25 protein-coding genes are annotated in these 25,945 nt (G+C 70.7%); 9 read left to right on the top strand and 16 right to left on the bottom strand.

The features are described from left to right. Window positions 1-95: 95 nt before the first annotated feature. On the bottom strand, window positions 96-485 hold the full coding sequence (locus ACLQ3F_RS19070; protein ID WP_357208505.1) for a hypothetical protein: 390 nt from the start codon (window positions 483-485) through the stop codon (window positions 96-98). A gap of 155 nt (window positions 486-640) precedes the next feature. Between ACLQ3F_RS19070 and ACLQ3F_RS19065 the strand changes: the two genes are divergently transcribed. Beyond that, entirely contained in the window at window positions 641-1,987 is a 1,347-nt protein-coding gene (locus tag ACLQ3F_RS19065; RefSeq protein WP_357208503.1) for an ABC transporter substrate-binding protein, read from the top strand. A gap of 67 nt (window positions 1,988-2,054) precedes the next feature. On the opposite strand, the gene ACLQ3F_RS19060 is transcribed toward ACLQ3F_RS19065, so the two are convergent. Continuing rightward, a complete protein-coding gene (locus ACLQ3F_RS19060) occupies window positions 2,055-2,798 on the bottom strand; it encodes an enoyl-CoA hydratase/isomerase family protein (RefSeq protein ID WP_357208494.1) in 744 nt (247 codons plus the stop codon). Continuing rightward, window positions 2,795-3,652: a 3-hydroxyacyl-CoA dehydrogenase family protein gene (locus tag ACLQ3F_RS19055; protein ID WP_425850482.1), complete on the bottom strand. Its 858-nt coding sequence runs from the start codon at window positions 3,650-3,652 to the stop codon at window positions 2,795-2,797. Before ACLQ3F_RS19055 ends, ACLQ3F_RS19060 begins: the two co-directional genes overlap by 4 nt. A gap of 177 nt (window positions 3,653-3,829) precedes the next feature. On the opposite strand from ACLQ3F_RS19055, the gene ACLQ3F_RS19050 reads away from it, so the two are divergent. Beyond that, entirely contained in the window at window positions 3,830-4,117 is a 288-nt protein-coding gene (locus tag ACLQ3F_RS19050) for a hypothetical protein (RefSeq protein WP_355004718.1), read from the top strand. Window positions 4,118-4,170: 53 nt separating this feature from the next. Here the strand turns inward: ACLQ3F_RS19050 and ACLQ3F_RS19045 are convergent, their stop codons facing one another. After that, window positions 4,171-4,950 (bottom strand): class I SAM-dependent methyltransferase, encoded by a 780-nt coding sequence (locus ACLQ3F_RS19045; RefSeq protein ID WP_425850479.1) that lies wholly within the window; start codon window positions 4,948-4,950, stop codon window positions 4,171-4,173. 54 nt (window positions 4,951-5,004) lie between these two features. Between ACLQ3F_RS19045 and ACLQ3F_RS19040 the strand changes: the two genes are divergently transcribed. Then, on the top strand, window positions 5,005-5,394 hold the full coding sequence (locus ACLQ3F_RS19040; protein ID WP_357206845.1) for a PPOX class F420-dependent oxidoreductase: 390 nt from the start codon (window positions 5,005-5,007) through the stop codon (window positions 5,392-5,394). Window positions 5,395-5,493: 99 nt separating this feature from the next. Here the strand turns inward: ACLQ3F_RS19040 and ACLQ3F_RS19035 are convergent, their stop codons facing one another. Together ACLQ3F_RS19035 and ACLQ3F_RS19030 are read right to left on the bottom strand one after the other, a co-directional pair. Next, window positions 5,494-5,703 carry a BldC family transcriptional regulator gene (locus ACLQ3F_RS19035; protein WP_007073996.1) on the bottom strand — a complete coding sequence of 70 codons (210 nt, stop codon included), beginning with the start codon at window positions 5,701-5,703 and terminating at the stop codon, window positions 5,494-5,496. Window positions 5,704-5,953: 250 nt separating this feature from the next. After that, window positions 5,954-6,793, bottom strand: a complete 840-nt coding sequence (locus ACLQ3F_RS19030) for a hypothetical protein (protein WP_425850736.1) — start codon at window positions 6,791-6,793, stop codon at window positions 5,954-5,956. Window positions 6,794-6,986: 193 nt separating this feature from the next. Between ACLQ3F_RS19030 and ACLQ3F_RS19025 the strand changes: the two genes are divergently transcribed. Together ACLQ3F_RS19025 and ACLQ3F_RS19020 are read left to right on the top strand one after the other, a co-directional pair. Beyond that, a complete protein-coding gene (locus ACLQ3F_RS19025) occupies window positions 6,987-8,069 on the top strand; it encodes a Glu/Leu/Phe/Val family dehydrogenase (RefSeq protein ID WP_145796214.1) in 1,083 nt (360 codons plus the stop codon). 300 nt (window positions 8,070-8,369) lie between these two features. Further along, window positions 8,370-8,585, top strand: coding sequence for a DUF3073 domain-containing protein (locus ACLQ3F_RS19020; protein ID WP_124821603.1), 216 nt, complete (start codon window positions 8,370-8,372; stop codon window positions 8,583-8,585). Between the two features lie 136 nt (window positions 8,586-8,721). On the opposite strand, the gene amcA is transcribed toward ACLQ3F_RS19020, so the two are convergent. The 5 genes from amcA to ACLQ3F_RS18995 all read right to left on the bottom strand — a co-directional run bounded on the left by amcA (window position 8,722) and on the right by ACLQ3F_RS18995 (window position 13,465). Further along, complete coding sequence (gene amcA / locus ACLQ3F_RS19015; protein ID WP_357206840.1) at window positions 8,722-8,949, bottom strand: multiple cyclophane-containing RiPP AmcA; 228 nt, start codon at window positions 8,947-8,949, stop codon at window positions 8,722-8,724. Then, window positions 8,918-10,021: a cyclophane-forming radical SAM peptide maturase AmcB gene (gene amcB / locus ACLQ3F_RS19010; RefSeq protein ID WP_425850735.1), complete on the bottom strand. Its 1,104-nt coding sequence runs from the start codon at window positions 10,019-10,021 to the stop codon at window positions 8,918-8,920. The genes amcA and amcB overlap by 32 nt, the downstream gene beginning before the upstream one ends. A gap of 172 nt (window positions 10,022-10,193) precedes the next feature. After that, a complete protein-coding gene (gene purM, locus ACLQ3F_RS19005; RefSeq protein WP_196920530.1) occupies window positions 10,194-11,348 on the bottom strand; it encodes a phosphoribosylformylglycinamidine cyclo-ligase in 1,155 nt (384 codons plus the stop codon). A 57-nt stretch (window positions 11,349-11,405) separates the two neighbouring features. Beyond that, on the bottom strand, window positions 11,406-12,944 hold the full coding sequence (gene purF / locus ACLQ3F_RS19000) for an amidophosphoribosyltransferase (RefSeq protein ID WP_357206838.1): 1,539 nt from the start codon (window positions 12,942-12,944) through the stop codon (window positions 11,406-11,408). A gap of 167 nt (window positions 12,945-13,111) precedes the next feature. Continuing rightward, complete coding sequence (locus ACLQ3F_RS18995) at window positions 13,112-13,465, bottom strand: sterol carrier family protein (RefSeq protein WP_238672767.1); 354 nt, start codon at window positions 13,463-13,465, stop codon at window positions 13,112-13,114. Between the two features lie 161 nt (window positions 13,466-13,626). Here ACLQ3F_RS18995 and ACLQ3F_RS18990 point away from each other — a divergent pair, with 161 nt between their 5' ends. Beyond that, on the top strand, window positions 13,627-15,546 hold the full coding sequence (locus ACLQ3F_RS18990) for a carboxypeptidase regulatory-like domain-containing protein (RefSeq protein ID WP_425850472.1): 1,920 nt from the start codon (window positions 13,627-13,629) through the stop codon (window positions 15,544-15,546). 229 nt (window positions 15,547-15,775) lie between these two features. Here ACLQ3F_RS18990 and ACLQ3F_RS18985 read toward each other — a convergent pair whose 3' ends face one another. Genes ACLQ3F_RS18985 through purS form a run of 4 tightly spaced genes read right to left on the bottom strand, consistent with a single transcriptional unit; the run spans window position 15,776 to window position 20,195 of the window. Next, complete coding sequence (locus ACLQ3F_RS18985; protein WP_112586203.1) at window positions 15,776-16,531, bottom strand: 2-phosphosulfolactate phosphatase; 756 nt, start codon at window positions 16,529-16,531, stop codon at window positions 15,776-15,778. Between the two features lie 4 nt (window positions 16,532-16,535). Then, on the bottom strand, window positions 16,536-19,205 hold the full coding sequence (gene purL, locus ACLQ3F_RS18980) for a phosphoribosylformylglycinamidine synthase subunit PurL (protein WP_357257547.1): 2,670 nt from the start codon (window positions 19,203-19,205) through the stop codon (window positions 16,536-16,538). Between the two features lie 46 nt (window positions 19,206-19,251). After that, window positions 19,252-19,935, bottom strand: coding sequence for a phosphoribosylformylglycinamidine synthase subunit PurQ (purQ, locus tag ACLQ3F_RS18975; protein ID WP_357203691.1), 684 nt, complete (start codon window positions 19,933-19,935; stop codon window positions 19,252-19,254). After that, entirely contained in the window at window positions 19,932-20,195 is a 264-nt protein-coding gene (gene purS, locus ACLQ3F_RS18970; RefSeq protein WP_350854676.1) for a phosphoribosylformylglycinamidine synthase subunit PurS, read from the bottom strand. Before purS ends, purQ begins: the two co-directional genes overlap by 4 nt. Window positions 20,196-20,575: 380 nt before the next feature. Between purS and ACLQ3F_RS18965 the strand changes: the two genes are divergently transcribed. Together ACLQ3F_RS18965 and ACLQ3F_RS18960 are read left to right on the top strand one after the other, a co-directional pair. Further along, on the top strand, window positions 20,576-21,259 hold the full coding sequence (locus tag ACLQ3F_RS18965) for a S1 family peptidase (protein ID WP_355004709.1): 684 nt from the start codon (window positions 20,576-20,578) through the stop codon (window positions 21,257-21,259). Between the two features lie 24 nt (window positions 21,260-21,283). After that, a complete protein-coding gene (locus ACLQ3F_RS18960) occupies window positions 21,284-21,847 on the top strand; it encodes a YbjQ family protein (protein ID WP_357203695.1) in 564 nt (187 codons plus the stop codon). Between the two features lie 134 nt (window positions 21,848-21,981). Here ACLQ3F_RS18960 and purB read toward each other — a convergent pair whose 3' ends face one another. Further along, window positions 21,982-23,406, bottom strand: a complete 1,425-nt coding sequence (gene purB / locus ACLQ3F_RS18955) for an adenylosuccinate lyase (protein ID WP_425850469.1) — start codon at window positions 23,404-23,406, stop codon at window positions 21,982-21,984. Between the two features lie 175 nt (window positions 23,407-23,581). Here purB and ACLQ3F_RS18950 point away from each other — a divergent pair, with 175 nt between their 5' ends. Further along, window positions 23,582-25,903 (top strand): right-handed parallel beta-helix repeat-containing protein, encoded by a 2,322-nt coding sequence (locus tag ACLQ3F_RS18950; RefSeq protein ID WP_425850466.1) that lies wholly within the window; start codon window positions 23,582-23,584, stop codon window positions 25,901-25,903. Window positions 25,904-25,945 lie beyond the last annotated feature (42 nt).

Here is a 25,945-nt window from a genome sequence, read left to right as displayed (position 1 = left end):
CGGGGGTTTGTTTTTTGTTTCAACCCCCCTTCTCGCCCCCCCCCCCCCGCGCGCGGGCCCCCCCCCCCCCCCCCCCCCCGCGACCCGGTGGCGGTTCACTCCGCGCGGCTGCGCAGTGTGGCGATCGTCGAACCGGCGAGTGTGAGCAGGCAGTCGGGGAGCAGCCCGTCGGCGGCCGCCGCGCCGAACAGCGCCTCCCCGGTCGGCTCGTCCCGATTCGCGTACGCGCTGACGAAGCGGGCCACCCAGCGGGTGTCGTACCCGGCCTGGTCGATCCCCGGAAAGTCGAGCGCCGCCCCGCTGGCTGCCGGCGCGTCACCGAGCATCGTCGCGGCCAGGCACCAGGCGACGTCGTACGCGCCGTCCAGGCCGGCCCGGTCGACGACCGCGTCGAAGGCTCCCACCACCGCGTCTCCATCGCCGGTCAGCGCCGAACGGAGCACGGCGGCCGCGTCATCGAACGTCTGCTGTGGTAGGTCCGTCACGCAGCGCACAGTAGGACGGGTGGTCAAGCGCCCCCTCAACCGTCACTGTCCGTGTTCAACGCGAGCTACCTGCGCATTACGCCACCTCCACGGTCCCGCCGCCGGCCTCGGCACGCTAATGTGCGCAGCGGACCTTCGCCGGAGGAAGGACGACCATGTTCGTATCACGCCGCTCGCGGGTAGCCACACTGGCTGCCTGCGCGACGATCCTGCTCGCCACAAGCGCTTGCGGGGATGACAAGCCCGAAGAGGCCAGCGCCCAACAGGTGCGCCTCTACGGCACGGACGGCAACATGCTCAACTCCTATCCAGCGGAGTTGAAGGAAAGGGCGAGTCTCGTCGACGGGATGAAGGGCACCACGCCCCTCGTGCCGCTGCCAGACGACTTCAAGGGCCGGCTACGGGCCGTCAATCCGGCGCTGACGGACTATCTTTACTCCGCCGAGACGTACGACGCGGTGGTGATCGCCGTGCTCGCCGCCCAGTTGGCCGGCAGCACCGACCCCACCGACATCGCGAAGCAGATCGTCGCCGTGACCAACGACGGGCAGCGCTGCGAAAACCCGACGAGCTGTCTCGCGCTGGCCCGCAACGGGCAGGACATCGAGTACCGCAGCGTGTCGCTGACCCGGGCGGGCTTCACCGACAAGGGTGAGCCGGCCACCGCGAGCTACGCGACGCTGACCTTCGACGGGCAGCAGATCAACGACGGCAAGACCGAGTTCGTCGGTGCCGGCATCGAGTCGGCGGCGAGCACCAAGGCCCCGCCGAAGCCGAAGAAGCAGCGCCCGGGTGGCGCCGCCGCCGACCAGGAGCCACTGATCCTGGGTGGCCTGCTGCCGAAGACCGGTGACCTCTCGATCGCCTACCCGCCGATGGCCGCCGGCGCGGCGCTGGCGATCAAGGAGGTCAACGCCGCTGGCGGCGCACTGGGCAAGCCGGTGACGTGGCTCGACGGCGACGACGGCACCAACCCGGCGGTGGCTAAGGCGACGGTGGCCAAGCACGTGACGGACGGCGTCAGCGTGATCATCGGTGCCGGCGGTTCGGGCATCTCCCGGGCGGTGCTGCCGGACGTGGTGCAGGCCGGGAAGGTCCTCTTCTCCCCGTCCAATACCGACAGCGGGCTGACCGACGTGGAAGACAACGGCCTCTACTTCCGCACCGCCCCGCCGGACAGCCTCCAGGGCCGGGCGCTGGCCGACGTGATCCTCCGCGACGGGTCGCAGAAGATCGTCATCGTCGCCCGCAAGGACTCCTACGGTGAGGGCCTCCAGGGCACCGTCCGCGACGAGCTGGAGAAGGCCGGTATCGCCAACGACCGGCTCAAGCTGTTGACGTACGAGCCGCCGGCCGACGCGAAGGCCGCTCCGGTCGACTTCAGCGGCGGCGCGAAGGAGATCAAGGCATTCGGCGCGGACGCCGTGCTGATCATCGGCTTCGGTGAGTCCGCCCAGGTGATCCGCGGCCTGGCCGACGCCGGGGTGCAGATCCGGCAGTAGGCAGGCCCAGAAACGACGACGGCCGCACCGGCTTCACGCCGGTGCGGCCGTTTCTGCGTACGCGGGATCAGCGCGGCCGGCGGCGCTCCAGGAACTCGGTCATCCGGCGCTGCTTCTCGTCGTCCTCGAAGAGGACCGCCTGGCTGACCAGGTCGAGGTGCGGGTGCGCGGCGGCCGGCGCGTCCACCGCCAGCTTGGTCAGCCGCACCGCCAACGGTGAGCCCAGGGCGATCTCGTCCAGCAACGCGTGCGCCACCGTCAGCAACTCGCCGGGCTCGTCCACCACCCGGTTCACCAGGCCGATCCGCAGTGCCTCAGCGGCGTCCACCCGCCGGCCGGTAAAGAGCAGCTCCTTGGCCCGGCCCTCGCCGATCAACGCCGGCAGCCGGTGGGTCGCGCCGGCGCCGGCCAGGATGCCCAACCGCACCTCCGGTTGCCCGAACACCGCCCGCGCCGTGCACACCCGCAGATCGCAGGCGTACGCCAGCTCCGCGCCACCGCCCAACGCCGGGCCGTCGACGGCCGCCACGGTCGGCATCGGCAGCGCCCGGATACGGGCGAAGGCAGCCGAGTTGATCGCGGCGAGGGCGTCCGTGCGACCCCGTTCGCGGAGTTGGCCGATGTCGGCGCCACCGGCGAAGATGCCCGACGCGCCGCCGGTGAGCAGCAGCAGGCGCGGGCGGGCCTCCAACTCGGCGCAGACCTGGTGCAGCTCGGCGATCAGGTCGGCGTCGATGGCGTTGCGCTTCTCCGGCCGGTCCAGCGTGACCACCAGCCGGTCCGGACGCTCCTCGATCCGCAACCCGCTCACTGCCTGACCCCGCCTTCCCAGCGGTAGAAGCCCTGCCCGGACTTCTTGCCCAGCCGCCCGGCGGCCACCATCTCCACCAGCACCTGGGGCGGCGCGAAACGGTCCCCGTACGCGGCCTGAAGGGTGCGGGCGATGTCCAGCCGCACGTCGAGCCCAACCAGGTCGGTGAGCTCCAACGGCCCGATCGGGTGCCGGTAGCCGAGCACCATGGCCTTGTCGATGTCCGCCGGGCTGGCCACCTCGTCGGCGACCATCCGGATCGCCTCCAGCCCGAGGGTGACCCCGAGCCGGGAGGTGGCGAATCCGGGCATGTCGCGTACGACGACGGGGTCCTTGCCGAGCCGGCCGGCGAGCGCGACGGCCGCAGCGGTGGTCTCCTCGGCGGTGGCCGGGCCGACCACGATCTCCAGCAGCGCCATCGCCCAGACCGGGTTGAAGAAGTGCAGGCCGAGGAAGCGCTCGGGCGCGTCCAGCTCGGCGCCCAGCGCCCCGATGGCGATGCTGGAGGTGTTGCTGCCCAGCAGTGCCGGACGCAGCGCGGCGGCGTCCCGGAGAACCGCACGCTTCAGCTCGAGGCGCTCCGGCACCGCCTCCACGATCACCTGGGGGGCGGGAGCGACATCGGCGAGGGTTGGGCGCAACGTCACCCGCTGCCGGTTCGTGGCGGCCTCGTCGGCGCTCAACTTCCCGCGCTGCACAGCCCGCTCCCACAGCTCGGCGAGCCGGTTCAGCGCGGCCGTACCCCGCTCGGGGTCCACCTCGACCAACTCGACGGCGTGCCCGGCGCCGGCCGCCACGTACGCGATGCCAAGCCCCATCGTGCCGGCACCGACGACCACGAAACGATCGCTCATCACGCCTCCCTGTCCCGCCCGCCGACGCGCGGGGTCCCCGCTACGCCGGCCCGGGTGTCCCGCCCGCTCCGCTCGCTCATGGTGCGACCCTAGACAGCGCGACGACCCGGTCCATGCGTGGGGGAGCGCCGGATCGGGTAATGACGCCCCGTCAACCGAGGGAAGGACCGCATCGACATGAGCCAGGCACCGGAGAGCGTCACCGCCGGGGAGACCGTGGAGACCCGAGGCGACGAGCGGGTCGAACTGCTGCGCGCCGACACCAACAACGACGGCAAGACCGACGTGTGGGTGGTCGACACCGACGGCGACGGCAAGGCGGACCTGTTCCAGTTCGACACCGACGGTGACGGCAAGGTGGACATCACCATGGTCGACATCGACGAGGACGGCCAACCGGACGAGGTGGTCGACGGCGACGGCGGCCTTCCGCCCGAGCAGCTCCCCCCGACCGTCCAGGTCTGAGACGTACGGACGGCCCCCGCTCTCCGCCCGGCGGTGAGCGGGGGCCGTCCTGCTCAGTCGACGAGGCGCAGGGTGGCCAGGTAGTAGGGGGCGTCACGGTCGTCCACATCGGTGAGCCGCCAGCCGGTGCCGTGCACCAGGCTGGCGAACTCGTCCGCCGAGCAGACCAGGTAGTCGAACCACTCGGTGCTCAACTCGCGGTAGCGCAGCCGCAGCCGCAGCTGGCCACCGAACCGGCCGCGTCGACGGTTGCGCTCGTGGTAGCCGGTGTGCAGCGGGTCGCGGGTGCCGTACGGGTTGGTGCCCTGCGCGATGATCTGCGCCCCCGGTCGGGCCAGCGCGGCCAGCGCGGCCAGGAACTCGGGAGCACGCTCCCGCCCCTCGAACAGCCCGAGGTTGTTGCCGAGCAGCAGGAACGTGTCGTACCGCGACCCGTCGGCGACATGCGTGTCGACGGTGCCGTGCACCAGCCGCCGGACACCGCGACGCCGGCTCACCTCCAGCGCGCCGGCGGAGGTGTCCAGCCCGGTGACCGGTACGCCGCGCTCCTGGAGCAGCAGCGCGATCCGGCCGGCTCCGGTGCCAATGTCCAGCGTCTCGCCGTGCGCCCGGTCCACCGCGCGGTGGTCGTACGGCTGCCACTCGGCCGGCCCGTCCAGGTAGTGCGCGGACGGGGCGCCGTTGATCAGACCGTCGTCCCGTTCGATGATCTCGATGACCGGTCGCGGCAGTCGGCCACCGACCAGGGGCCGGGGGCCCACCCCGGTGGCCACGGCGAGCGTGTCCCGCAGCAGTTCGCCGACCACGTCACCGATCTGGGGCTCCACCGTCACGACGTTCACGCTATCTGGCCACTCAGTGCCCCGCACCGGCCGTATCCTGGCGGCGTGACCATGCTGGACCGGCTGTCGGCCGAGAAGTACATCCTGCTCACGACCTTCCGCAAGGACGGTCGGGCGGTGCCGACCCCGGTCTGGGCGGTGCGCGACGGCGAGGCGTTGGCAGTCTGGACCCGGGCCGACTCCGGCAAGGTGAAGCGGATCCGCCGCAACGGCGAGGTGACCGTCGCCCCGTGCGACGTCCGGGGTCGACCACACGGCGCGGAGGTGCCAGCTCACGCGACGCTCTACGGAGGTGGTGACACCGGCCGGATCCGGGACCTGCTCAAGCACAAGTACCGCGTGATCGGTCGACTGAGTCTGCTGAGCAGCCGGTTGCGTCGCGGCGAGGGCGGCACGGTGGGCATCAGGGTGACGTTGGCCGAGCCACGGCGCTGACCCCGCGGCGCTGACCCGCGGTCGGGGTCGTGCTCGGCGGCGCACACGAAAGGGGCGGCGGATCGAGATCCACCGCCCCTTTCGAAGAACTATCGCTGCTCAGTCGCCCTGCCGCTGCTGCGGGATCTGGCCCTGCAAAAGCGCCCTGACCTCCGACTCACGGTACCGACGGTGGCCACCCAGGGTGCGGATGGCACTGAGCTTGCCAGCCTTGGCCCACCGGGTCACCGTCTTCGGGTCGACCCGGAACATCGACGCCACCTCGGCCGGCGTGAGTAGCGGCTCTGGTTCGTGCGTTCGCGATGCCATCGGTCACTCCTCCACATGTATAGACATCGGCCGGGGTCCCGCCGGCCGACGCGTCTCCCATGGTCCGGCTAGTCCCCGATGTCCGACATGGGCCGAACGGATGAAGGTCCCTAGACGGACGGATGAACCATGCCCGATTTTTACGACTTTTACACGGCAGAAAGTACCTTATTAGGACTCATGATCACGGTTCGTGATGCGTCAACTACGAGCACAACTCGCCTTGGGAGCGCTCCTAGTGCGATATGCCCTAGTTGCACCGCTCCAACAGCTGCACCGCGCGCCACCGGGCCACCAATTTGTCGTACGCGGCCGACGCCTCCTCGGCCTCGCCGCGCGACAGCCCTGCGAGGCCACTGGCGACCAGCTCGGGCGAGTCGTCCGCGGCGAGCGTCTCGTTGGAGAGCAGGTCGACCAGGCCGCCGTAGTCCAGCTCGACCACGGACCGCGGATGGAATTCCTCCAGCCAGCGGGCCGCCTCCTCCACCGCCTCGGTGATCGGCGCCTCGCCCACCGACTTGCGCAGCACTGACAGCGCCCGCGACGAGCGGCGTCGAGCCTTGGAGATCTCGGTGCGGTAGCGCAACGCCCGCCGGCCCGGCTGGGTGACCAGGTCCCGCTCCGCCGGGTCGAAGAGCACGAACCACCGCAGCGGCACGCCCCAGGTGGCGATCTGCTCGTGCACCCGGGGCACCCCGTGCTCCAGCACCCGGGCGCCACTGCGCCAGTCGTCCACCACCGCCCTGGCCTGCCCGGCGAGCACCGGCGGCACGAAGGCGTCGGCGAGCACCGAGGGCACCCCGTCCCGGGCGCTGAGCGCCGCCTCAGCGACCCGGATGCGCAGGTTCCACGGGCAGACCAGCAGGCCGTCGTCCGTCTCCAGGACGTACGCCTCCTCCGGCAGGTCCGGCAGCCGGGTCCAGCCAGCGCCCAGCGCCTCGATCACCGCCGTCCGCTGCCGACCGGGCCCCTCGACCGGGGCGATCGCGCGCCCCTCCGAGACGTAGCGGCGCCAGTAGCTCTGCCGGTCCCGATCGAACGCGGCCAGCGGTTCGTACACGCGCAGGTAAGAAGCGAAGAGCGACGGCACCGCGCGATCCTCCCACGAACCACGCCCGTACGCGGTCAGCGGCCGGAGCACGCGCGCCGCACCGTGGGACGGCGGCGGCACGTCGAGCGCCTGCCCGGCGGCCGATACTAGGCTCGATCACACCGGCAGCATCCCCGCCGGGGTCCACCAGGTCCGCGTCCCACAAGGACGCACACCACAGTAGGAGCCAACAATGGGCGTATTCGCGAGCACCGACGACCCGGTATCGACCGGTCACGAACAGGTCGTGTTCTGCCAGGACAAGCAGAGCGGCCTGAAGGCGATCATCGGGATCTACTCCACCGCGCTGGGCCCGGCACTCGGCGGCACCCGCTTCTACCCGTACGCGAGCGAGGACGACGCCCTCGCCGACGTGCTGGACCTGTCCCGCGGGATGGCGTACAAGAACGCTCTCGCCGGGCTGGACCTGGGCGGCGGCAAGGCCGTCATCTGGGGCGACCCGGAGCAGATCAAGAGCGAGGCGCTCCTGCGCGCGTACGGCCGCTTCGTGGAGTCGCTGGGCGGTCGCTACTACACCGCCTGTGACGTCGGCACGTACGTGGCGGACATGGACGTGGTCGCCCGCGAGACCCGCTACGTGACCGGGCGCAGCGTCGAGCACGGCGGCGCCGGCGACTCGTCGATCCTCACCGCCTGGGGTGTCTTCCAGGGGATGCGGGCCGCTGCCGAGCACGTGTGGGGCACTCCGAGCCTGCGGGGCCGGCGGGTCGGCGTGGCCGGGCTGGGCAAGGTCGGCAAGTACCTCACCGGGCACCTGCTGGAGGATGGCGCCGAGGTGGTCGCCACCGACGTCAACCCGAAGGCGCTGGCGTGGGTGCGCAGCAACCACCCTGAGGTCACCCTCGTCGACGACGCCAGCGCGCTGGTCGCCGCGGACATCGACGTGTACGCGCCGTGCGCTCTGGGTGGCGCCCTGAACGACGACACCGTGCCGGCGTTGCGCGCCAAGGTGGTCACCGGGGCGGCGAACAACCAACTCGCCCACCCGGGCATCGAGAAGCTGCTGGCCGACCGGGGCATCCTCTACACCCCGGACTACGTTGTCAACGCGGGCGGCGTGATCCAGGTGGCCGACGAGATCGAGGGCTTCAACTTCGACCGGGCGAAGCTGCGGGCGACCCGGATCTACGACACCACCCGCGAGATCCTGCACCTGGCTGACGCGGAGGGCGTGCCCCCGGCGGTGGCCGCCGACCGGCTGGCGGAGCGGCGGATGGCGGACGTCGGCCGGCTGCGCGCGATCCACCTTCGCTGAGCGTCCCCGGGGGCGGGTCGACGAGATCCGCCTCCGGGCCCCGGTGCCGGGCCTCGCTGGGTAAGCTGAGCCGGGGTCAAATTTGATGCGGTTTGTCCGGTGTCACGGGTGCTAACCGTTCCGCTCCTTACCCGGTACACTGGGTGACGGCCGGATCGACGCGACGCGCAGAGCCGGCTGACGGTAACCCGAGGTGCCGAACGATGGCATCCCCATGTACCGTAAGAGCCACGAGAGATGCCTGACGTCATCGGGGCCCGCCTTCGGGCTGCCCCGCATTCTGTGCGAGGGGGTCGAGCCATGGGGCGCGGCCGTGCTAAGGCCAAGCAGACTAAGGTGGCGCGGGAGTTGAAGTACCACTCCCCGAACACCGACCTCACCGCTTTGCAGCGCGAACTGGCGGGTGCTGGTAAGTCTGAGCACCACTTCGACGACGACTCTAAAGAGTCCGTCGGCGATGATGATGAGGATCACGCTGACGACGACCCAGATCCCTGGGTCCGTCCGACCCGCTGACCTCTCGACGCAGCTGAGCACGCGGTAACCCCCGCGTGCTCACGCACGTCCCGAGCAGGTGCAGTCGCCGACGATCAGGGGCCTGGCCCGACCGGATCCACTCCGGCCGCTCGACAGGCCCCTGACAACGGCTCCCTCAGCGCGGGCGATTGTTCCAGTTGTAGAACGTCGGGATGTTCTCGAAGTGGTTCCAGGCGCAGACCGCGCTGGAGTCCCCTCCGCCCGACACCTCCGAACGCAGCAGCCGTGCGTCCTCGGCCTCCTGGAGCAGCGCGACGAGGGCGGGAGCCGCGTCCCGCACCCGTTCGGTGACTCCGTCGTTCGCTTCGCGCTCAGGCCGCCGGTGACTGGTGGTCTCGGGCATGCTCCAACACTCCCTCCAATAGGCGGATCTTGCTGTTGCGGCAGTGCTCGGTCTCCGTACCGTCAAAACGCCCCAGTTCGAAGTAACGGTTGGCGGCATGACCACCACCGCAGAAGCCGAAGTACGGGCAGGATGCCCGACACGCCTCCACACCGGCCAGGAACTCCCCCACCCACGGCGTCGACGCCGCGTTGCCGAGGATCTGCGCCAACGGGGTCGTCAGCACGTTGCCGCTGCTGAAGTCGCCGTAGCGGGGGTCGGTGAACCCGGCCAACTCCGGCGACAGCACGATCACCGAGCCGTCGTGACCGATCGTCGGGATCGGGTCCAGATGGCGGGGCAGCACCCCGTCCGCCGAGTTGTCCAGCACCGCCGCGGCGTAACGCAACGACCACTCGATCTCGCGGAGATGGATCCGGGGCTCCCGACGCCACGCCCCGACCAACTCCGCCCAGAACGCGGACACCGCCGACGGGTCGTGGCGGTTGTCGCGGGTGTTGACCCCCTCGGTCTCCTCGATGTTGATGCCCAGCACATCGCAGCCCAGCTCGAGGAAGTAGTCGTACAGCTCGGTGGCGAGCCCCGGCTCGGGCCGGGACACCACGGCCAGCGCGGAGAAGGGCAGACCGCGCCGGCGCAGCACCGAGATGCCGTGCAGGATCCGGTCGTACGCCGGCTGACCGGCCCGGTTGACCCGGTCGCCGTTACGCGCCCGGGGCCCGTCGACGCTCACGCTCACCCGCATCTCGTGCCGGGCGAAGAAATCGCACCAGTCGTCGTCGATGAGGGTTGCGTTGGTCTGCACGTGGTGCTCGACCGCCGGCCCGAACGGGGCGATCAGATCGGCCAGGTGCTCTCGACCGGCGGCCAGGGGCTCGCCGCCATGCCACACCACGGAGAACCGACCAGTCGCCGCCCACGGATTGACAGCGGCCGCGACCGCCTCGGCCACCGCCACCGGCATCCGGCGGTCGGCGGCGCGAAACGGCAGATAGCAGTACGCGCAGTCGAGGTTGCAGAGGGTGGTGGGCTGCATGACGACGTACGACGGGACGGCGGCAAGGCCGCGCATCCCGCTGAACGACTGTCCCCGAGCAGCCATTGCCCTCCTCCGCCTAGCCTGAGAGGCGGTCGGGAAGCCTCGGGGCTTTCCGACCGTCTCTGAAGGGTGCCCTTCAGGCTAGGCGGCATTGGCCACTCGGGTGAAGCCCTGATCAGGTGCCCGTACGATCACCGGAGGGTGATCATCCTCGGGTGTGCTGACCGACCATCTGCACGTTGCCGGTGCCTTCGATGATCTCGCCGGCCTGCCACGCCTCGACGCCACGGCCGGTCAGGGTGGCCAGCGCCCGGTCGGCGTCCTCGGCCGAGACGATCGCGAACATGCCGACGCCCATGTTGAAGGTCGACTCCATGTCGTGGTCGTCGATCCGACCCTTCGTCTGGATCAGGTCGAAGATCGGCTGCGGCTTCCAGGTGGACCGGTTGACCACCGCGTCCACGTGCTCGGGCAGCACCCGGACCAGGTTGCCGGGGATGCCGCCACCGGTGATGTGGGACAGCGCCCGCACCTCGGCCTCGGCGATCAGCTTGAGGCAGTCCTTGGCGTAGATCTTGGTCGGCGTGAGCAGCTCCTCGCCGAGGGTCCGCTGCCGACCGAAGTCGTCGATCACGATGTCCAGACGCATCCGGGCCGCGCCCAGCAGCACGTGCCGGACCAGCGAGTACCCGTTGGAGTGCAGGCCGGAGGAGCGCATGGCGATCACCACGTCGCCGACCTCGACCCGCTCGGGGCTCAGAATGTCGGCTTCCTCGACCACGCCCACGCCGGTCGCGGAGATGTCGTACTCGTCCGGACGCAGGACGCCGGGGTGCTCGGCGGTCTCCCCGCCCAGCAGCGCGCAGCCGGCGTAGCGGCAGCCGTCGGCGATGCCCGCGCCGATCTCGGCGACCTTGTCCGGCACCACCTCGCCGGTGGCGATGTAGTCGAGCAGGAACAGCGGCTCGGCGCCGCAGGCCACCAGGTCGTCGACGACCATCGCGACGAGGTCGATGCCGACCGTGTCGTGAATGTCCATCTGCTGGGCGATCACCAGCTTGGTGCCCACCCCGTCGGTGGAGGACGCCAGGATCGGGCTCTTGTACTTCTTCGTGTCCAGCCGGAACAGGCCGGCGAAGCCACCGAGGTCACCGAGCACCTCGGGACGGCGGGTCTGCCGCACCTTCGACTTGAGCAACTCCACCGCGCGGTCACCCGCGTCGATGGAGACACCGGCGTCGGCGTACGAGACCGAGCGTTTGCGCGCCTGGCGGCCAGCACCGCCCGTCCACGGCTGGCGGTCGCCGCCGGCGCCGGTCGGGCTGCTTCCTGCGCCGCTGCGCTCGGACACGTGCGTCACGGTTCTCCCCTTTGGTTCTCGGTGCCGCCGGCGGTAGCCGGGCCGCGCCGGTTGGTGCTACGGGCGGTTTGCGGTAACGCCACCCGGAGTGGCGACGGACGAGCCGTTGGTGAGCGGGGCCTCCGGCGCCGAGTTGGCGACGCGTCGACCCACCCCTTCGAGCACGTGCTTACCGATCAGGTTGCCGGCTGGCAACTCGATCGGGTACTCCCCATCGAAACACGCCCGACACAACCTGGTCTTCGGCTGCTCGGTCGCGGCGATCAGACCGGGAAGGGAAACGAAGCCCAGCGTGTCGGCGCCGATGGAGCGCCGGATGCCGTCGTTGTCCAACCCGTTGGCCAGCAGCTCCGCCCGGGTGGCGAAGTCGATGCCGTAGAAGCACGGCCAGCTGACCGGCGGGGAGGAGATCCGGACGTGCACCTCCAGCGCCCCCGCCTCACGCAGCATCCGCACGATGGCGCGCTGGGTGTTGCCGCGCACGATCGAGTCGTCCACCACCACCAACCGCTTGCCGCGGACGTTCTCCCGCAGCGGGTTGAGCTTGAGCCGGATGCCGAGCTGACGCAGGGTCTGCGACGGCTGGATGAAGGTACGGCCCACGTACGGGTTCTTCATCAGGCCGGCGCCGTACGTGATGCCGGACGCCTCCGCGTACCCGATGGCGGCCGGGGTGCCCGACTCGGGCACCGGGATCACCAGGTCGGCCTCGACCGGGTGCTCCTTGGCCAACTGCCGGCCGATCTGCACCCGTGCCGAGTGGACGTTGCGCCCGGCGATGGTGGCATCCGGGCGGGCGATGTAGACGTACTCGAAGAGGCAGCCCTTCGGCTCCGGCGCGGCGAACCGGGTGGAGCGCAGCCCGTTCTCGTCGATCGCGATCAACTCGCCCGGCTCGACCTCGCGCACCACGCTGGCGCCGACGATGTCCAGGGCGGCCGTCTCGCTGGCGACGACCCAGCCGCGCTCAAGGCGGCCGAGCACCAGCGGGCGGACGCCGTGCGGATCGCGGGCCGCGTAGAGGGTCGACTCGTCCATGAAGACGAAGCTGAACGCGCCGCGCAGCTGCGGCAGCACCTCCAGCGCCGCCGCCTCGACCGACAGATCCGGTCGGCTGGCGAGCAGCATCGTCACCAGGGAGGTGTCGTTTGTCGAGCCGTCCGCGATGAGGCCGCGCTCGGCGACCTCCTTCTCCAGCTCGGCCGTGTTGACCAGGTTGCCGTTGTGGGCCAGCGCGATGGTCGTGCCGGAGGTCGTCGACCGGATCGTCGGCTGGGCGTTCTCCCAGTTGGACGCGCCGGTGGTGGAGTATCGGGCGTGCCCGATAGCCAGGTGACCACGCAGGCTGGCCAGGGTGGGCTCGTCGAAGACCTGCGCCACGAGGCCGAGGTCCTTGTAGACCACCACGCCCGAGCCATCGCTCACCGCGATGCCCGCCGCCTCCTGGCCGCGGTGCTGTAGGGCGTAGAGGCCGAAGTAGGTCAGATTGGCAACCTCTTCGCCGGGGGCCCAGACGCCGAAGACGCCACAGGCATCCTGGGGGCCAGGTCGTTGGGGATCAAGGTCGTGGCTCAGCCGGCCGTCGCCTCGGGGCACCTACCGCTCCCTCATGCTGGTCTGGACCGGCCGGGCGGGGATCACGGGCGGATCCACTCTCCTCTGCCGGGACCACTGTCATCGCCTGACAGTGTACGCGAATCGGCGTCAATACAGAAAGTCACGATTCCCCTGCTCAGCGTCACGGGGAGTGGACATCGGGACAACTAGAGGGGCAGATAGGCCGAGAGGTCCGCGCGGTTGCCGCTCATCTGGACGCGACCGTCGGTGACCGCCTCCGCCCAGGCGACCCTGCCGGTTGCCAGCTCCAACCAGGTGTTCGGGGCCATCTCGACCACGTTTGGTGGATTTCCCCTGGTGTGTCGAGGCCCCGGTACGCACTGGATCGCCCCGTATGGTGGAACGCGCACCTCCACCGATCGGCCGGGGGCGCGCTCCGCGAGGACGGCCAACAGCGACCGGACCGCCTCTCGGAACACCGGCCGTTCGGGTGTACGCCCCTCGTCGAGCGCCGACAACGCGGCCGCAACGGCAGCGGACTTACTGTGCGGAGAGGACACGACGGGACGATACGACCCCCAGGCCAAACACGCGACGCTGGCCCTGGGTCGCGCTCATGCAGTCGGACAAGGCATAGTTGCCGACGGCGTATTCGTACCGTGATGATCCCCGGCCCGGCGCCCCGCCGGTCAGAGGGAAGTCAGCCCGGAAGGCGGTGGACGTGTCAACACACCGACGTGCCTGGAAGCAGCGGGCCGGTGTGGTCGTAGCGCTGGTTGCCGGCGCTCTGCTCGCCGTCCCCGCCACACCAGCCATGGCCGCAGATGTCAGCGTTTCCCCCGGCTCGATCACCGTAAACGCCGGCAGCGACGCCACAATCACCGTGCGCGTCACCGGGGGTAATGGCGACGAGTCGGCGAAGGTCAGCCTCGCCGGCCTGCCGTCCGGCGTCAGCTGCGCCAGTGGTTGCGGCGATGTCAAACTCTCCGGCGGCGGCCTGGGCAACCCGACAGGGTCGGCGCTGGTCAGGATCGCGGCCAACGACAACGCTGGCGACGCGACCGCGACCATCACGGTGGCCGTCGAGGCCGAGTCGGGCCCGGACACCGCCACCGTCTCGCTGACGGTGAAGGGCAAGGCCGCTCCGCCGCCGCCGCAGAACCAGACCGTGCGTTCAATCTCCGGCAAGGTGGTCTCGCAGGCCGACAGCAAGGCAGTCGCTAACGCGGTCGTCATGCTGCGCGACAGCACCGGCCGGCAACGAGACACCACCAGCAACGGCAACGGCGACTTCCGGTTCACCGGCACCACGGCCGAACCGATCGCACCCGGCCGGATCGCCTTAGGCGCCAGCTTCGACAATGTGGTGGCAACCAAGTCCATTAATGCCGCCGCCGGGCAGGCCGTCACCGGGCAGCGGATCAGCCTCGCGATCAAGGCCGAGTCGACGCCGAGCGCCACGCCGTCCGCCACCCCCGAGGCCACTCCCACCGACGAGGTGACCGAGGAGGGCACCGAGGAGGAGCCCACCGAGGAGGCCAGCCAGGGTGCTCCGGCGAACGCCGCGAACAGCAGCGAGGACGACGGCGGCGGCTTCAGCTCGTACCTGATCATTCTGCTCGGTGGTCTCCTGGTCGCCGCCGGCGTCGGCACGATCGTGCTGCTCTGGATGAAGCGCAGGGAGAACGGCGACGACGACGACGCTCCGGCGGCTGCCGGCGGCGGCGGTGTGGTGCCTCCCTCACGGGGCGGTTTCCGCGGTCCGGACGACCAGACCCGCGTGGTCGGCGGTCGGCCCGGCGGTGGAGCGGATCCGACGATGGTCGGCGGCGCAGCGCTGAGCGAGGCGCCGACGATGATGCACCGCCCGGTGGTCGACGACGTTCCGCCGGACCCGTACGGCGCGCCCGCCCAGCCTTACGGCGGCGCGGGTCAGCAGGGTTGGGGTGGCGCGGGCTACGGCGAGGAGCCAGCGTCCGCTGGGTACGGTGCCGGCGGCTACGGCAACGCCCCCGCCTCCGGTGGCGGCTACGGTTCCCCGGCCGGCCCCGAGGGCGGTTACGGCGCTGGTGCGGCCGGTGACGGCTACGGTGCCGCGCCCGGCGCCGGTTACGGCAATGCTCCGGCCTCCGGTGCCGGCTACGGGAACGCCCCCGCCTCCGGTGGCGGCTACGGCGGTCGTGATTACGACGCCCCGGGCGGCACCGCCGCCTACCCGCCGGCTCCCGCTGGCGGAGCCGGCTACGGCGAGCGGTTCGACGAGCCGACCGGCCGTTACACCGGCGACAGCACCCAGTACCCGGCCCCGGCCGACCCGTACGCCACCGGCGTCTACCAGCCCGAGCAGGGGCAGGGGTACGGCCAGCCCGATGCCGCCCCGTACGGCGGTCGCGCCGCCGAGCCGACCGCAGGATACGGCGCTCCGGAGGCTGGCAGGTACGACCAGGGCGGCTACGGCCAACCGGCCGGCGGCTACGACCAGGGCGGCAACTACGGTCAGGAGCCTCCGCAGCAGCGCGGCGGCTACGACGACCGGGGCTACGACCAGGCCGGCTACGGCCAGCCCGCCGGGCGGAACCGACCGGACACCCCGCCGCCGACCGAGCGCGGCGGTCGCCGCCTCGACTGGTTGGACGACTGACCCCACCACAGCACATGAAAACGGCCACCCGGAGATCCGGGTGGCCGTTTTCGCTGCAAGACCCACTCGCGATCAGTGAAGTCGGGCCATCCCGAAGACCTCAACACCGCGACTTCCGGAAAGCCGAGTTGATCACAGGGAGCGCCCAGCGCGGGGCAGGCGTGGGGCAGGCGCGGGCAGGCGCGGGCAGTCCGCGGTCAGGCGCGGGCAGTCCGCGGTCAGGCGGCGGTCAGGCGGCGGAGAAGACGCCCTGGTGGAGCACCGGCACGACGTCCGACACGCCGATCCGGACGGCGACGTCCACGTCCGCGGCGAAGCCGCTCTCGGTCAACTCCCGTCCGGAGACGCTGCCGCGCACCGCGGCGGGCAGATCCGGGGTGCTCGCCAGCGCGGCGAGCGCCATGGCCGCCTCCACCGAGAGCCCACCGGGCACACCGGAGAGGGCGTCCAGCACCGAGGCGGCGCCGAGTTGGTCCTCCACCGACGGTCGCAGCGACCCGTCCGGCCACCGTTCCCCCGAAGCGATCACGCCGATCGGGGCGTCCAGCGTGCCGTACCCCTGGCGGCGCAGCCAGTGCCCGACGGCGCGCGCGTTGCGCAGGCACGCCGCGACCACCGGCAGGCCGGTGGCGCTGGCGGCGGCGCTGATGGCCGAGCCGTTCGGGGAGGGCAGCACGAGGTCCGCCACCACCGGTGCGCTGCTCAGCGCGGCGGGCGAGAGCGACCATGGATGTTCCGCTGTCGTCTGCCGCCGCCCGACCGCAGCGGTCGCACCGACCCGGACGGCGTACTCGGCCGCCTGCTCACCCCAGGGGAACGGGTGCACCCGCATCCCCCGGGCGACCGCCACCTCCACGGCGGTGGTGAACGAGAGAACGTCCACCACCACCAGCGCCGCGCAGACCCGGCCGAGTTCGGCCGCCCCGGTCAGCCCCCAGTCGAACCGGGCACCCGATCCGGGCTGGCCGTAGACGGCGGCCGTCAACGCCTCAGCGCTCGTCAGGCGACGGCTCGGTGACACCGGAGTCAGGCTCGGACACCTCGCCCGGCTGCTCTGACCCGATCGGCTCGACCGCGCCGGTCTCCGGAGACGGACCCGAGGATGCGATCGGCTCGGAGACAACCTCGGCCGCGTCGACCGGCTCGGCCGGCTCGCCCGGCAACGGGACGGCCTCGACCGCACCCGCCACGCCGGCAGCCGGCGCGGGCACCTCGACGGACGCCGAACCCCCGAAGAGGCGCGGCAACGTCTCGGTGTGCGCGGTACGCAGCTCGTCCAGGCCGATCCGGAACTGGCCGTGCACCTCGAGCGCCCCACCGGACGGGTCGGTGACGCCGATCAGCTCGAACGGCACGCCCCGCTCGGCGCAGAGCGCCGCGAACGCCTTGTCGTGGCCGCGCGGCACCGAGACCAGCGCCCGCGTGGCGGACTCGCTGAACAGGTAGACGAACGGCATCGAGCCCTCGGCGAACTGCTCCGGCACCGCGACCCGGGCACCGACGCCGCGACGCAGGCAGGACTCAACCAGGCTCTGGGCCAGGCCCCCGTCGGAGAGGTCGTGTGCCGAGCTGAGGTGACCGACGCGGGCCGCCTCGGCCAGCAGCTCGGCGAGCGCCTTCTCGCGGAGAAGGTCGACCTGCGGCGGAATACCGCCGAGGTGCTCGTGCGTCACCCAGGCCCACTCCGAGCCGGACAGCTCCACGTTCGTCTCGCCGAGCAGGTAGAGCTGGTCGTGGTCGCCAGCGGCGCGCGGCACGAAGCCCATCGGCACCCGGTCGGCGACGTTGTCCAGCACGCCCAGCACGCCGACAACCGGGGTCGGGTGGATGGCCGCCGCGCCGGTCTGGTTGTAGAAGCTGACGTTGCCGCCGGTCACCGGGATGCCCAGCTCCAGGCAGCCGTCCGCCAGGCCGCGTACGGCTTCGGCGAACTGCCACATCACGCCCGGGTCCTCCGGCGAACCGAAGTTGAGGCAGTTGGTCACGGCGATCGGCTTCGCGCCGGTCACCGCGACGTTCCGGTACGCCTCGGCCAGGGCCAGCTTGGTGCCGTTGTACGGGTCGAGTCGGGTGTACCGGCCGTTGCCGTCGACCGACAGCGCCACACCGAGGCCGGTCCGCTCGTCGATCCGGATCACGCCGCCGTCCTCCGGCTGGGCGAGCACCGTGTTGCCCAGCACGTAGCGGTCGTACTGCTCGGTGACCCAGGTCTTGTCGGCCAGGTTCGGCGACGCGATCATGCGCAGCACGGTCTCCCGCAGCGCGTCCGGGTCGGCCGGGCGGGGCAGCGTCTCGGCCCGGTCGGCCTGGAGCAGGATCAGGTCGGCCGGCTCGCGCATCGGGCGGGCGTAGACCGGGCCGTCGTCCACCAGCGAACCCGGCGGCACGTCGACGACCAGGTGGTCCTGCCAGGTGATCAGCAGGCGACCCGGGCGGCCGTCCGGCTCCGGTGCGGTGACCTCACCGATCGCGGTGGCGAGAACGCCCCACTTCTCGCAGGTCTTGAGCACCGCGTCGAGCTTGTCCGGCTCGACGACCAGCAGCATCCGCTCCTGCGACTCGCTGGCCAGGATCTCGTGCGGGTCCATCGAGGGCTCGCGCAGCGGCACCCGCTCCAGCCAGACCCGCATGCCGGTGCCGGCAGCGGCGGCGGTCTCGGTGAGCGCGCAGGTCAGGCCGGCGCCGCCGAGGTCCTGGATGCCGACGACAAGTTGGCCGTCGTACAGCTCAAGGCACGCCTCGATCAGCAGCTTCTCGGTGAACGGGTCGCCGACCTGCACGGCGGGTCGGCGTGCCTCGCTGCCCTCGTCGAAGGTGGCGCTGGCCAGCACCGACACGCCGCCGATGCCGTCACGGCCGGTCTTGGCGCCCATCAGGACGACAACGTTGCCCGGCCCGGCGGCGGCCTTGTTCTGCAACCGGTTGACCGGCAGCACGCCCAGGCAGAGCGCGTTGAGCAGCGGGTTGCCCTGGTAGGAGGGGTCGAAGACCAGCTCGCCACCGATGTTGGGCAGGCCCAGGCAGTTGCCGTAGCCGCCCACTCCGGCGACCACGCCGGTGAGCACCCGGGCGGTGTCCGGGTGGTCCGCGGCACCGAAGCGCAGCGGGTCCATCACCGCGACCGGGCGGGCGCCCATGGCGAGGATGTCCCGGACGATGCCACCGACGCCGGTCGCCGCGCCCTGGTACGGCTCGACGAAGCTCGGGTGGTTGTGCGACTCGACCTTGAAGGTCACCGCCAGCTCGTCGGAGATCTGCACGACACCGGCGTTCTCACCGATGCCGGCGAGCAGCCGGTCGCTGTGCGGGGCCTTTTCACCGAACTGGCGCAGGTGCACCTTGCTCGACTTGTAGGAGCAGTGCTCACTCCACATGATCGAATACATCGCCAGCTCGGACTGCGTGGGCCGGCGACCGAGGATCTGCCGGATCCGGTCGTACTCGTCGTCGCGCAGACCAAGCTCGGTGTACGGCTGAAGCTCGCCCGGGGTGCCACCGGCGCGCGGCACGGTGTCCACGCCCTCGGCCCAGACGGCGGCGGCCGGCTGGGCGGGAGCGGTCGCCGGTGCGGCCGGCTGCGCGGGGCTCGGCTCGGACGGCTGCGCCGGGGCGGAGTACGCCTCCGGCGTGTCCCGTACCGGATCCGGATGGGTGGTCATGACCTCTCCTCGCTGCGCTCGTGCCCGCCGAAGCCGCTCCTCGCACTCATGCCGGCGCCCCGACCAGGTGCTTGAGGACCGACGTGAAGAAGCCGAGGCCGTCCAGCGAAGGGCCGGTGAGCGCCTCCACCGCGTGCTCGGGGTGCGGCATGATGCCGACCACGTTGCCGGCGGCGTTGGTGATCGCGGCGATGTCGCGCTGGGACCCGTTGGGGTTGCCGCCGACGTAGCGGGCGACCACCCGACCTTCGGCTTCGAGCTGGTCCAGCGTCGCGGTGTCCGCGACGTAGCAGCCCTCGCCGTTCTTGACCGGGATGAGCACCTCCTGGCCGGGCTGGAACGCGTTGGTCCACGCCGTCCCGGCCGACTCGATGCGGAGGACCTGGTCCCGGTTGCGGAAGTGCAGGTGCTGGTTGCGGGTGAGCGCGCCGGGCAGCAGGTGCGCCTCGCAGAGGATCTGGAAGCCGTTGCAGATGCCGAGCACCGGCAGGCCACTCCGAGCGGCGTCCACGATCGTCTCCATCACCGGGGCGAACCGGGCGATGGCGCCGCACCGCAGGTAGTCGCCGTAGGAGAAGCCGCCGGGCAGGACGACCGCGTCGACACCGTGCAGCTCCGGATCGCCGTGCCAGAGCCGGACCGGCTCAGCGCCGGCGATCCGGACGGCCCGGGCCGCGTCCCCGTCGTCGAGCGAGCCGGGGAAGGTGACCACACCGACCCGGGCGGTCACGAGCGGGCGTCCGCGGTCTCGTCGGCCTCGACCACGCGGACGGTGAAGTCCTCGATGACCGGGTTGGCGAGCAGCTTGTCGGCAATCTCCCGGGCGCGGTCCAGGTCCGGTTCACCGGTGAACTCGATCTCGATGCGCCTGCCGATCCGAACCGAGGCGACGTCACCGACGCCGAGCCGGGGCAGCGCGTTTGCGACGGCCTGGCCCTGCGGATCAAGGATCTCGGGCTTGAGCATGACGTCGACGACGACGCGAGGCACTGGGCACTCCTGACTGTGTACGCAGTTGGGTGCCGACCCACAAATGGGCGAGCGCAGCCAGCGTACCTGGCAGATATCGCCGCGGACGCACCGGCCGGGTGCGGTTCAGGCAGTGATCGACATTACTGACGCTCAGGGTGACACGTCAGGCGCTACAGGTGGCCCCAGCAGGACATATACGGCGCGGCGGGTGGCCGAATCGTTACATTGGGCAACCTCGATGGTCTCCTTGATAACGCTCGATGACCTCCTTGATAACGATCGCGTCGCGCCCTACTCTACATCGACGTAGGTCGATCTGCCGGCGCCGGGAACCCCCGCCGTCCGGTGCCGCCCGCGCCCGGCGACCCCGGGCCCGCCCCGTCCAAGGAGTCCACCCGATGCGCATCCGCCCCCTGCTCGCCGTACTCAGCACCGCGCTGGTCGGCGCCCTCGGCGTCACGTCCGCCGCGTCCGCCGCCCCCGCCGGCCCGCAACCCATCATCGGCGGCGGCACCGTCTCGTCCGCCCCCTGGGCCGCCGCGGTGCTCAGCAACGGCTCGTTCACCTGCTCCGGCAGCGTCATCGCCGCGCAGTGGGTGCTCACCGCCCGGCACTGCATCAGCGGCACCATGTCGGTGCGCGTCGGAAGCGTGAACCGCACCTCCGGCGGGGTCACCCGCACGGTCAGCGCCACCTACACCCGCAACGACCTCGCGCTCATGCGGCTCTCCAGCACCGTCAGCACCTCCGCGGTCAGCCTGGCCAGCAGCAACCCGCCGATCAACTCGACGAACTCGATCTACGGCTGGGGCATGACCTGCTACAGCGGCTGCTCGGCGTCCACCCAGCTCAAGACCGCTACCGTCCGGGTGACCAGCAACGGCGCCACCGACGCGTACGGCGGCCAGGCGATCCGCAGCACCCGGATCAACGGCAACGCCTGGCGCGGTGACTCCGGCGGCCCGCAGTTCTACAACGGTCAGCAGGTCGGCGTCGCCTCCACCGCCGACGGGTCGAGCATCCAGAACTACGGCAGCGTTGCGTACAACCGGGCGTGGATCACCTCGGTGGCCGGTGTCTGACGGTTAGCGCCCCGCTCGGCGCGGATGGTCGGCCACGTGCCGGCCGTCCGCGCCGCGTCGTTTTGCAGCATCCGATCAGGTGAACAATGCACCCGATCGGGTCGGGCCACTCCTGACAGCATCGGAACCGTGCTGGTCGTGACGACAGAGCAACTGCCCGGCTACGAGATCCGCCAGATTCTCGGTGAGGTGGTGTCATCGATGGCCAGGACGCGCAACCCGTACCGCGAGGGTGTGAAGAACCTGCGCGGTGGCGCGTACGACCCGATGGCCCCGGACAACCTGACCCGGTGGCGCACCGACTCGGTGACCCGCCTCGGCGAGGAGGCCCTCCGAATCGGCGCGAACGCGGTGATCGGCATGCGGTTCGACAGCCGGGACTGCGGCGAGATGTGGATGGAGATCTGCGCGTACGGGACGGCAGTGGTCGCCGTACCCAAGATGCCCGAGGTCATGCCGGCCGACCAGCCGGCGGTCGCAGCGGAGACCGCCACCGACCCGGCCTTCGCCGAATCTCTCGGCGGCATCGCCGAACCCGCCAGCGCCCCCAACCTCCGCACCGCAGCAGAAACCCCAACCGGCGAGTAACCCAACCCACCCACCGACCAACCGGGCCCGGACCCTCGGCCTCGTTGATCATGAAGTTATTGCCACCCCAATCGGCGTGTCGTGGCAATAACTTCATGATCAACAGCCCCGGGAGGGCCAGGGGTGGGGTGGGGTTAGAGGATGGGGGGTGGGCTGTAGGTGGCGGCGTTCGGGTGGGCGGTCACCACAGCGGTGATGCGGCTCGTCACCGCTGCCACCTGGGCCTGGGCGGCGCCCACGAAGGCGTTGCGGTCGGCGACCAGGGTGTCGATGTCGGCTCGGGAGAGGCCGAGTCGGCCGTCGGCGGCCAACCTGTCGAACAGGTCGTTTTCCGGGGAGCCCTGCTCGCGCATGGCCAGCGCCACCGCTACCGAGTGCTCCTTGATCACCTCGTGGGCGACCTCCCGGCCGACGCCTCGCCGGACCGCCGCGACCAGGATCTTCGTGGTGGCCAGGAACGGCAGGAACCGCTCCAGCTCCCGGTTGATCACTGCCGGGTACGAGCCGAACTCGTCGAGCACTGTGAGGAACGTCTGAAACAGCCCGTCGGCGGCGAAGAACGCGTCCGGCAGCGCCACCCGGCGGACCACCGAGCAGGACACGTCCCCCTCGTTCCACTGGTCACCGGCCAGCTCGCCGACCATCGACAGGTAACCCCGGATGATCACGGCGAAGCCGTTCACCCGCTCCGAGGAACGGGTGTTCATCTTGTGCGGCATCGCGCTGGAACCGACCTGACCCGGCTTGAAGCCCTCGGTCGCCAGCTCCTGGCCGACCATCAACCGGATCGTGGTGGCCAACGACGACGGCGCGGCTGCCGTCTGGGCCAGCGCGGCCAGCACGTCGAAGTCGAGCGAGCGTGGATAGACCTGCCCGACGCTGTCCAGTACCCGGGAGAAGCCCAGGTGCTCGGCGACCCGCCGCTCCAACTCGGCCACCTTGTCGGCGTCACCGTCGAAGAGGTCGAGCTGGTCGGCGGCCGTGCCGACCGGTCCCTTGATCCCCCGCAGCGGGTAGCGGGCGATCAACTCCTCCAGCCGCTCGTACGCGATCAGCAGTTCCTCGGCCGCCGACGCGAAGCGCTTGCCCAACGTGGTGGCCTGCGCCGCCACGTTGTGCGACCGGCCTGTCATGACCAGCTCGGAGTGCTCGTGGGCCAGCCAGGCCAACCGGGCCAGGGTGGCCACCACCCGGTCACGGATCAGCTCCAGCGAGGCGCGCACCTGGAGCTGCTCGACGTTCTCGGTGAGGTCCCGGGAGGTCATCCCCTTGTGCACGTGCTCGTGCCCGGCGAGCGCGCTGAACTCCTCGATCCGGGCCTTCACGTCGTGCCGGGTGACCCGCTCCCGCTCGGCGATCGAGGCGAGGTCGACCTGGTCGAGCACCCGCTCGTACGCCTCGACAACGCCGTCCGGCACCGGCACTCCCAGGTCGCGCTGAGCGCGGAGAACGGCGAGCCAGAGCCGCCGCTCCATCCGGACCTTCTCCTCCGGGGACCAGAGGGCGACCAGTTCGGGCGAGGCGTACCGGTTGGCCAGCACGTTGGGGATCGTCGTCACGTGCCTCATTCTCTCCTACCCGGCGGCCCGTGCGGCCGGCAGGCCGGGGCGGGTGTCGGTGGGGCCGAGTGGCCGTTTTGTCGCCCGGGGCGGCACAGCTACCAGCCGGTATCGGATCATGGTCTCCATCTGATCTCCGGCGAAGCCGAATCTCTTTTCACGACAGAGGGCATGCATGCGTAGAAGAACCCTCGCCGGCCTCACCGCGATCGCGGTGACCAGCGGCACCCTCCTGGCCACCGGCGCACCCGCCCAGGCAGACGACCCTGTGATGCTTCTGCACGTCAGGCAGGCCGACCCGAACTGCTCCGACCAGGGGCCCGGCTCCGACGACACGCCGTTCTGCACGATCGGTGCCGCAGCCGCCGTGGTGACCGCCCCCGGGGAGGTCTGGGTCGACGGCGGCACCTACGCCGAGCGCGTCACCATCACCAGCTCTGGCACACCAGAGGCGGGAATCGCCTTCATTGCCCGGAACCCCCGCACACCGGTGACGCTCGTCGGGCCGAACGCCGGCCTGGCCATCGACGGCCAGCACGACATCTACATCCAGGATTTCAATGTCAGCGGGTCAGCCGATGTGCCGGCAATCGATCTGCGCAACGCCTCGAACATCATGATCGCGGGCGGCAACTTCACGATGGCGAACGTCGCGACCGCGCCCGCCATCCGACTCGCCAACGTGAGGGGGGCGGCGCTGGAACAACTCACCGCCAGCGGGACGGCGCTTGCCGGCGGCCTGACCATGGATGCGTCCACCAGCGAGGTGCTCGTCGAGGACTCACTGGTGTCGACCGACCCGAAACACGTCGCCGCCGATGACGGCGTGGGCATTCGAGTCGAGGGGCCACAAAACACGATCATCGACGGCGACGTTGCCGGCTTCTCCGGAGCTGCCATCTCGGTGGGCCCGGCCGCCGCCGGGACGGTGATCGCCAACAACCGGATCAAGGGCGGGATCGGGTACGGCATCCACAACCGCGGAGCCGTGGGCACTGCCATCGCCAACAACGAGATCCAGGACCGCTGCCTGGGCGGCATCCAGGTTGACGGTGCATCGTCGCAGGTCTCGGTGCAGAACAACGTGCTCCGCAACAACGCCGCCTTCAACCAGGGCTACTGCGACCCGCAGGCTCCCGAAGGCGCTGAGATCGCGGTCCGCGACGCCGCGCTGAGCGGCACAGTGATCGATTACAACAACACCTGGCACCAGTCCACGTCCGCGACCGGCTACTCGTGGAACGGAACCAGGATGGGTCTCACCCAGTTCCGCACCGTCTCCGGGCAGGCCGCACACGACCGGTACACCTCGGATGTCCGGGAGAATGTCGACTCGGCGAACTCGACGGCACCCGGCTACCAGGAGCTCGACACCGAGGGCAAGCCACGCCGGGACGACCCGGCCGTGCCGAACACCGGCGCCGGCCCGATCGCGTACGCCGACCGTGGCGCTGCCGAATCCATCAAACACCCGGTGTCCTCCTTCGACGCCACAGTGGACCTCGCCACGAGCACGGTTAGGGTGGATGCCTCGGCCTCGACGCCGGGCTTCGTCCCGATCCGTGATTACGAGTTCAGTTGGGGCGACGGAACCTCCGCCACCCGCCAGTCCAGTCCGATCGCCACGCACAAGTACGCCACGCCGGGCACCTACAACGTCACCGTCACCCCCTATGGGACCGACGGCCTGACCGGCAGCAGCACCGAGCAGGTCAGCGTGCTGCGGCGGACCGCTTCCGTGGGCCTGCTCGCGATGTCGAACCGTCGCTACGTGGGAACATCCTCGTCGGTTCTCCTGCCGAACCAGGCCGGGTTGACCGCCGCCGCGCAGTACGACCTGGGGGACGCCGGCAACGGCCAGGTGGCCCTCGTCGCGCGGTCCAACGGCCGCTACGTGACGCAGTCGGCCAACGAGTCTCTGAACGCCGCGGGCCAGGTGGTCGGCGCGCCGGAGAAGTTCACTGTCGTCCGCAACAGTGACGGCACCGTCAGCCTCAAGGCGAGCAACAACCTGTACGTCACCGCCGACGCCAGCGGCACCGTCTCGATGAGCGCCAGCCGGTCCACCATCAGCGTCTCGGAGAAGTTCGCCCAGGTGCCGGTCGCGGACGCGAACAGGTCGCTGAAGGCCAGCGTGAACGGCCGCTACGTGATAGCCGACGGTGCTGGTGTGAAGCCGCTGATCGCGAGCGCAGCGACCGTCGGCAGCTGGGAGCGGTTCGACATCGCCGACCTAGGTAGCGGTCAGATCGCCCTCTTCGCCCGCGCCAACAGCCGCTTCGTGTCCGCCGACGGAGCGGGCACCAAGCCGCTGATCGCCAACGGCCCGGCCGTCAGCACCTGGGAGAAGTTCGCAATGGTCCGCAACAGCGACGGCACGGTCAGCTTCAAGGCCGGCATCAACAGCAAGTACGTCAGCGCCGACGGCGCGGGCAGCAAGCCACTGATCGCCAACGGCCCGGCCATCAGCACCTGGGAGAAGTTCACCCTCGGCTGAGCCGAATCACCACCTCGACGCCCGCCAGGCCGCACGGTCTGG

The organism is Micromonospora sp. DT15 (genome assembly GCF_049841475.1).
GTDB lineage: Bacteria > Actinomycetota > Actinomycetes > Mycobacteriales > Micromonosporaceae > Micromonospora.
The sequence above is the reverse complement of the archived record's forward strand: the minus strand, read 5'-3'. Positions and strand labels throughout refer to the sequence as shown.

Bases quoted from the DNA above. Each gene is read 5' to 3' on its own strand.
- ACLQ3F_RS19050 (WP_355004718.1), top strand. From the start codon at position 3,830: ATGAGCCAGGCACCGGAGAGCGTCACCGCCGGGGAGACCGTGGAGACC.
- ACLQ3F_RS19025 (WP_145796214.1), top strand. From the start codon at position 6,987: ATGGGCGTATTCGCGAGCACCGACGACCCGGTATCGACCGGTCACGAA.
- ACLQ3F_RS18950 (WP_425850466.1), top strand. From the start codon at position 23,582: ATGCGTAGAAGAACCCTCGCCGGCCTCACCGCGATCGCGGTGACCAGC.
- ACLQ3F_RS19035 (WP_007073996.1), bottom strand. From the start codon at position 5,703: ATGGCATCGCGAACGCACGAACCAGAGCCGCTACTCACGCCGGCCGAG.
- ACLQ3F_RS19065 (WP_357208503.1), top strand. From the start codon at position 641: ATGTTCGTATCACGCCGCTCGCGGGTAGCCACACTGGCTGCCTGCGCG.
- ACLQ3F_RS19020 (WP_124821603.1), top strand. From the start codon at position 8,370: ATGGGGCGCGGCCGTGCTAAGGCCAAGCAGACTAAGGTGGCGCGGGAG.
- purL (WP_357257547.1), bottom strand. From the start codon at position 19,205: ATGACCACCCATCCGGATCCGGTACGGGACACGCCGGAGGCGTACTCC.
- ACLQ3F_RS18960 (WP_357203695.1), top strand. From the start codon at position 21,284: ATGGTCGGCCACGTGCCGGCCGTCCGCGCCGCGTCGTTTTGCAGCATC.
- ACLQ3F_RS18965 (WP_355004709.1), top strand. From the start codon at position 20,576: ATGCGCATCCGCCCCCTGCTCGCCGTACTCAGCACCGCGCTGGTCGGC.
- amcB (WP_425850735.1), bottom strand. From the start codon at position 10,021: ATGCGCGGCCTTGCCGCCGTCCCGTCGTACGTCGTCATGCAGCCCACC.
- ACLQ3F_RS19055 (WP_425850482.1), bottom strand. From the start codon at position 3,652: ATGAGCGATCGTTTCGTGGTCGTCGGTGCCGGCACGATGGGGCTTGGC.
- amcA (WP_357206840.1), bottom strand. From the start codon at position 8,949: ATGCCCGAGACCACCAGTCACCGGCGGCCTGAGCGCGAAGCGAACGAC.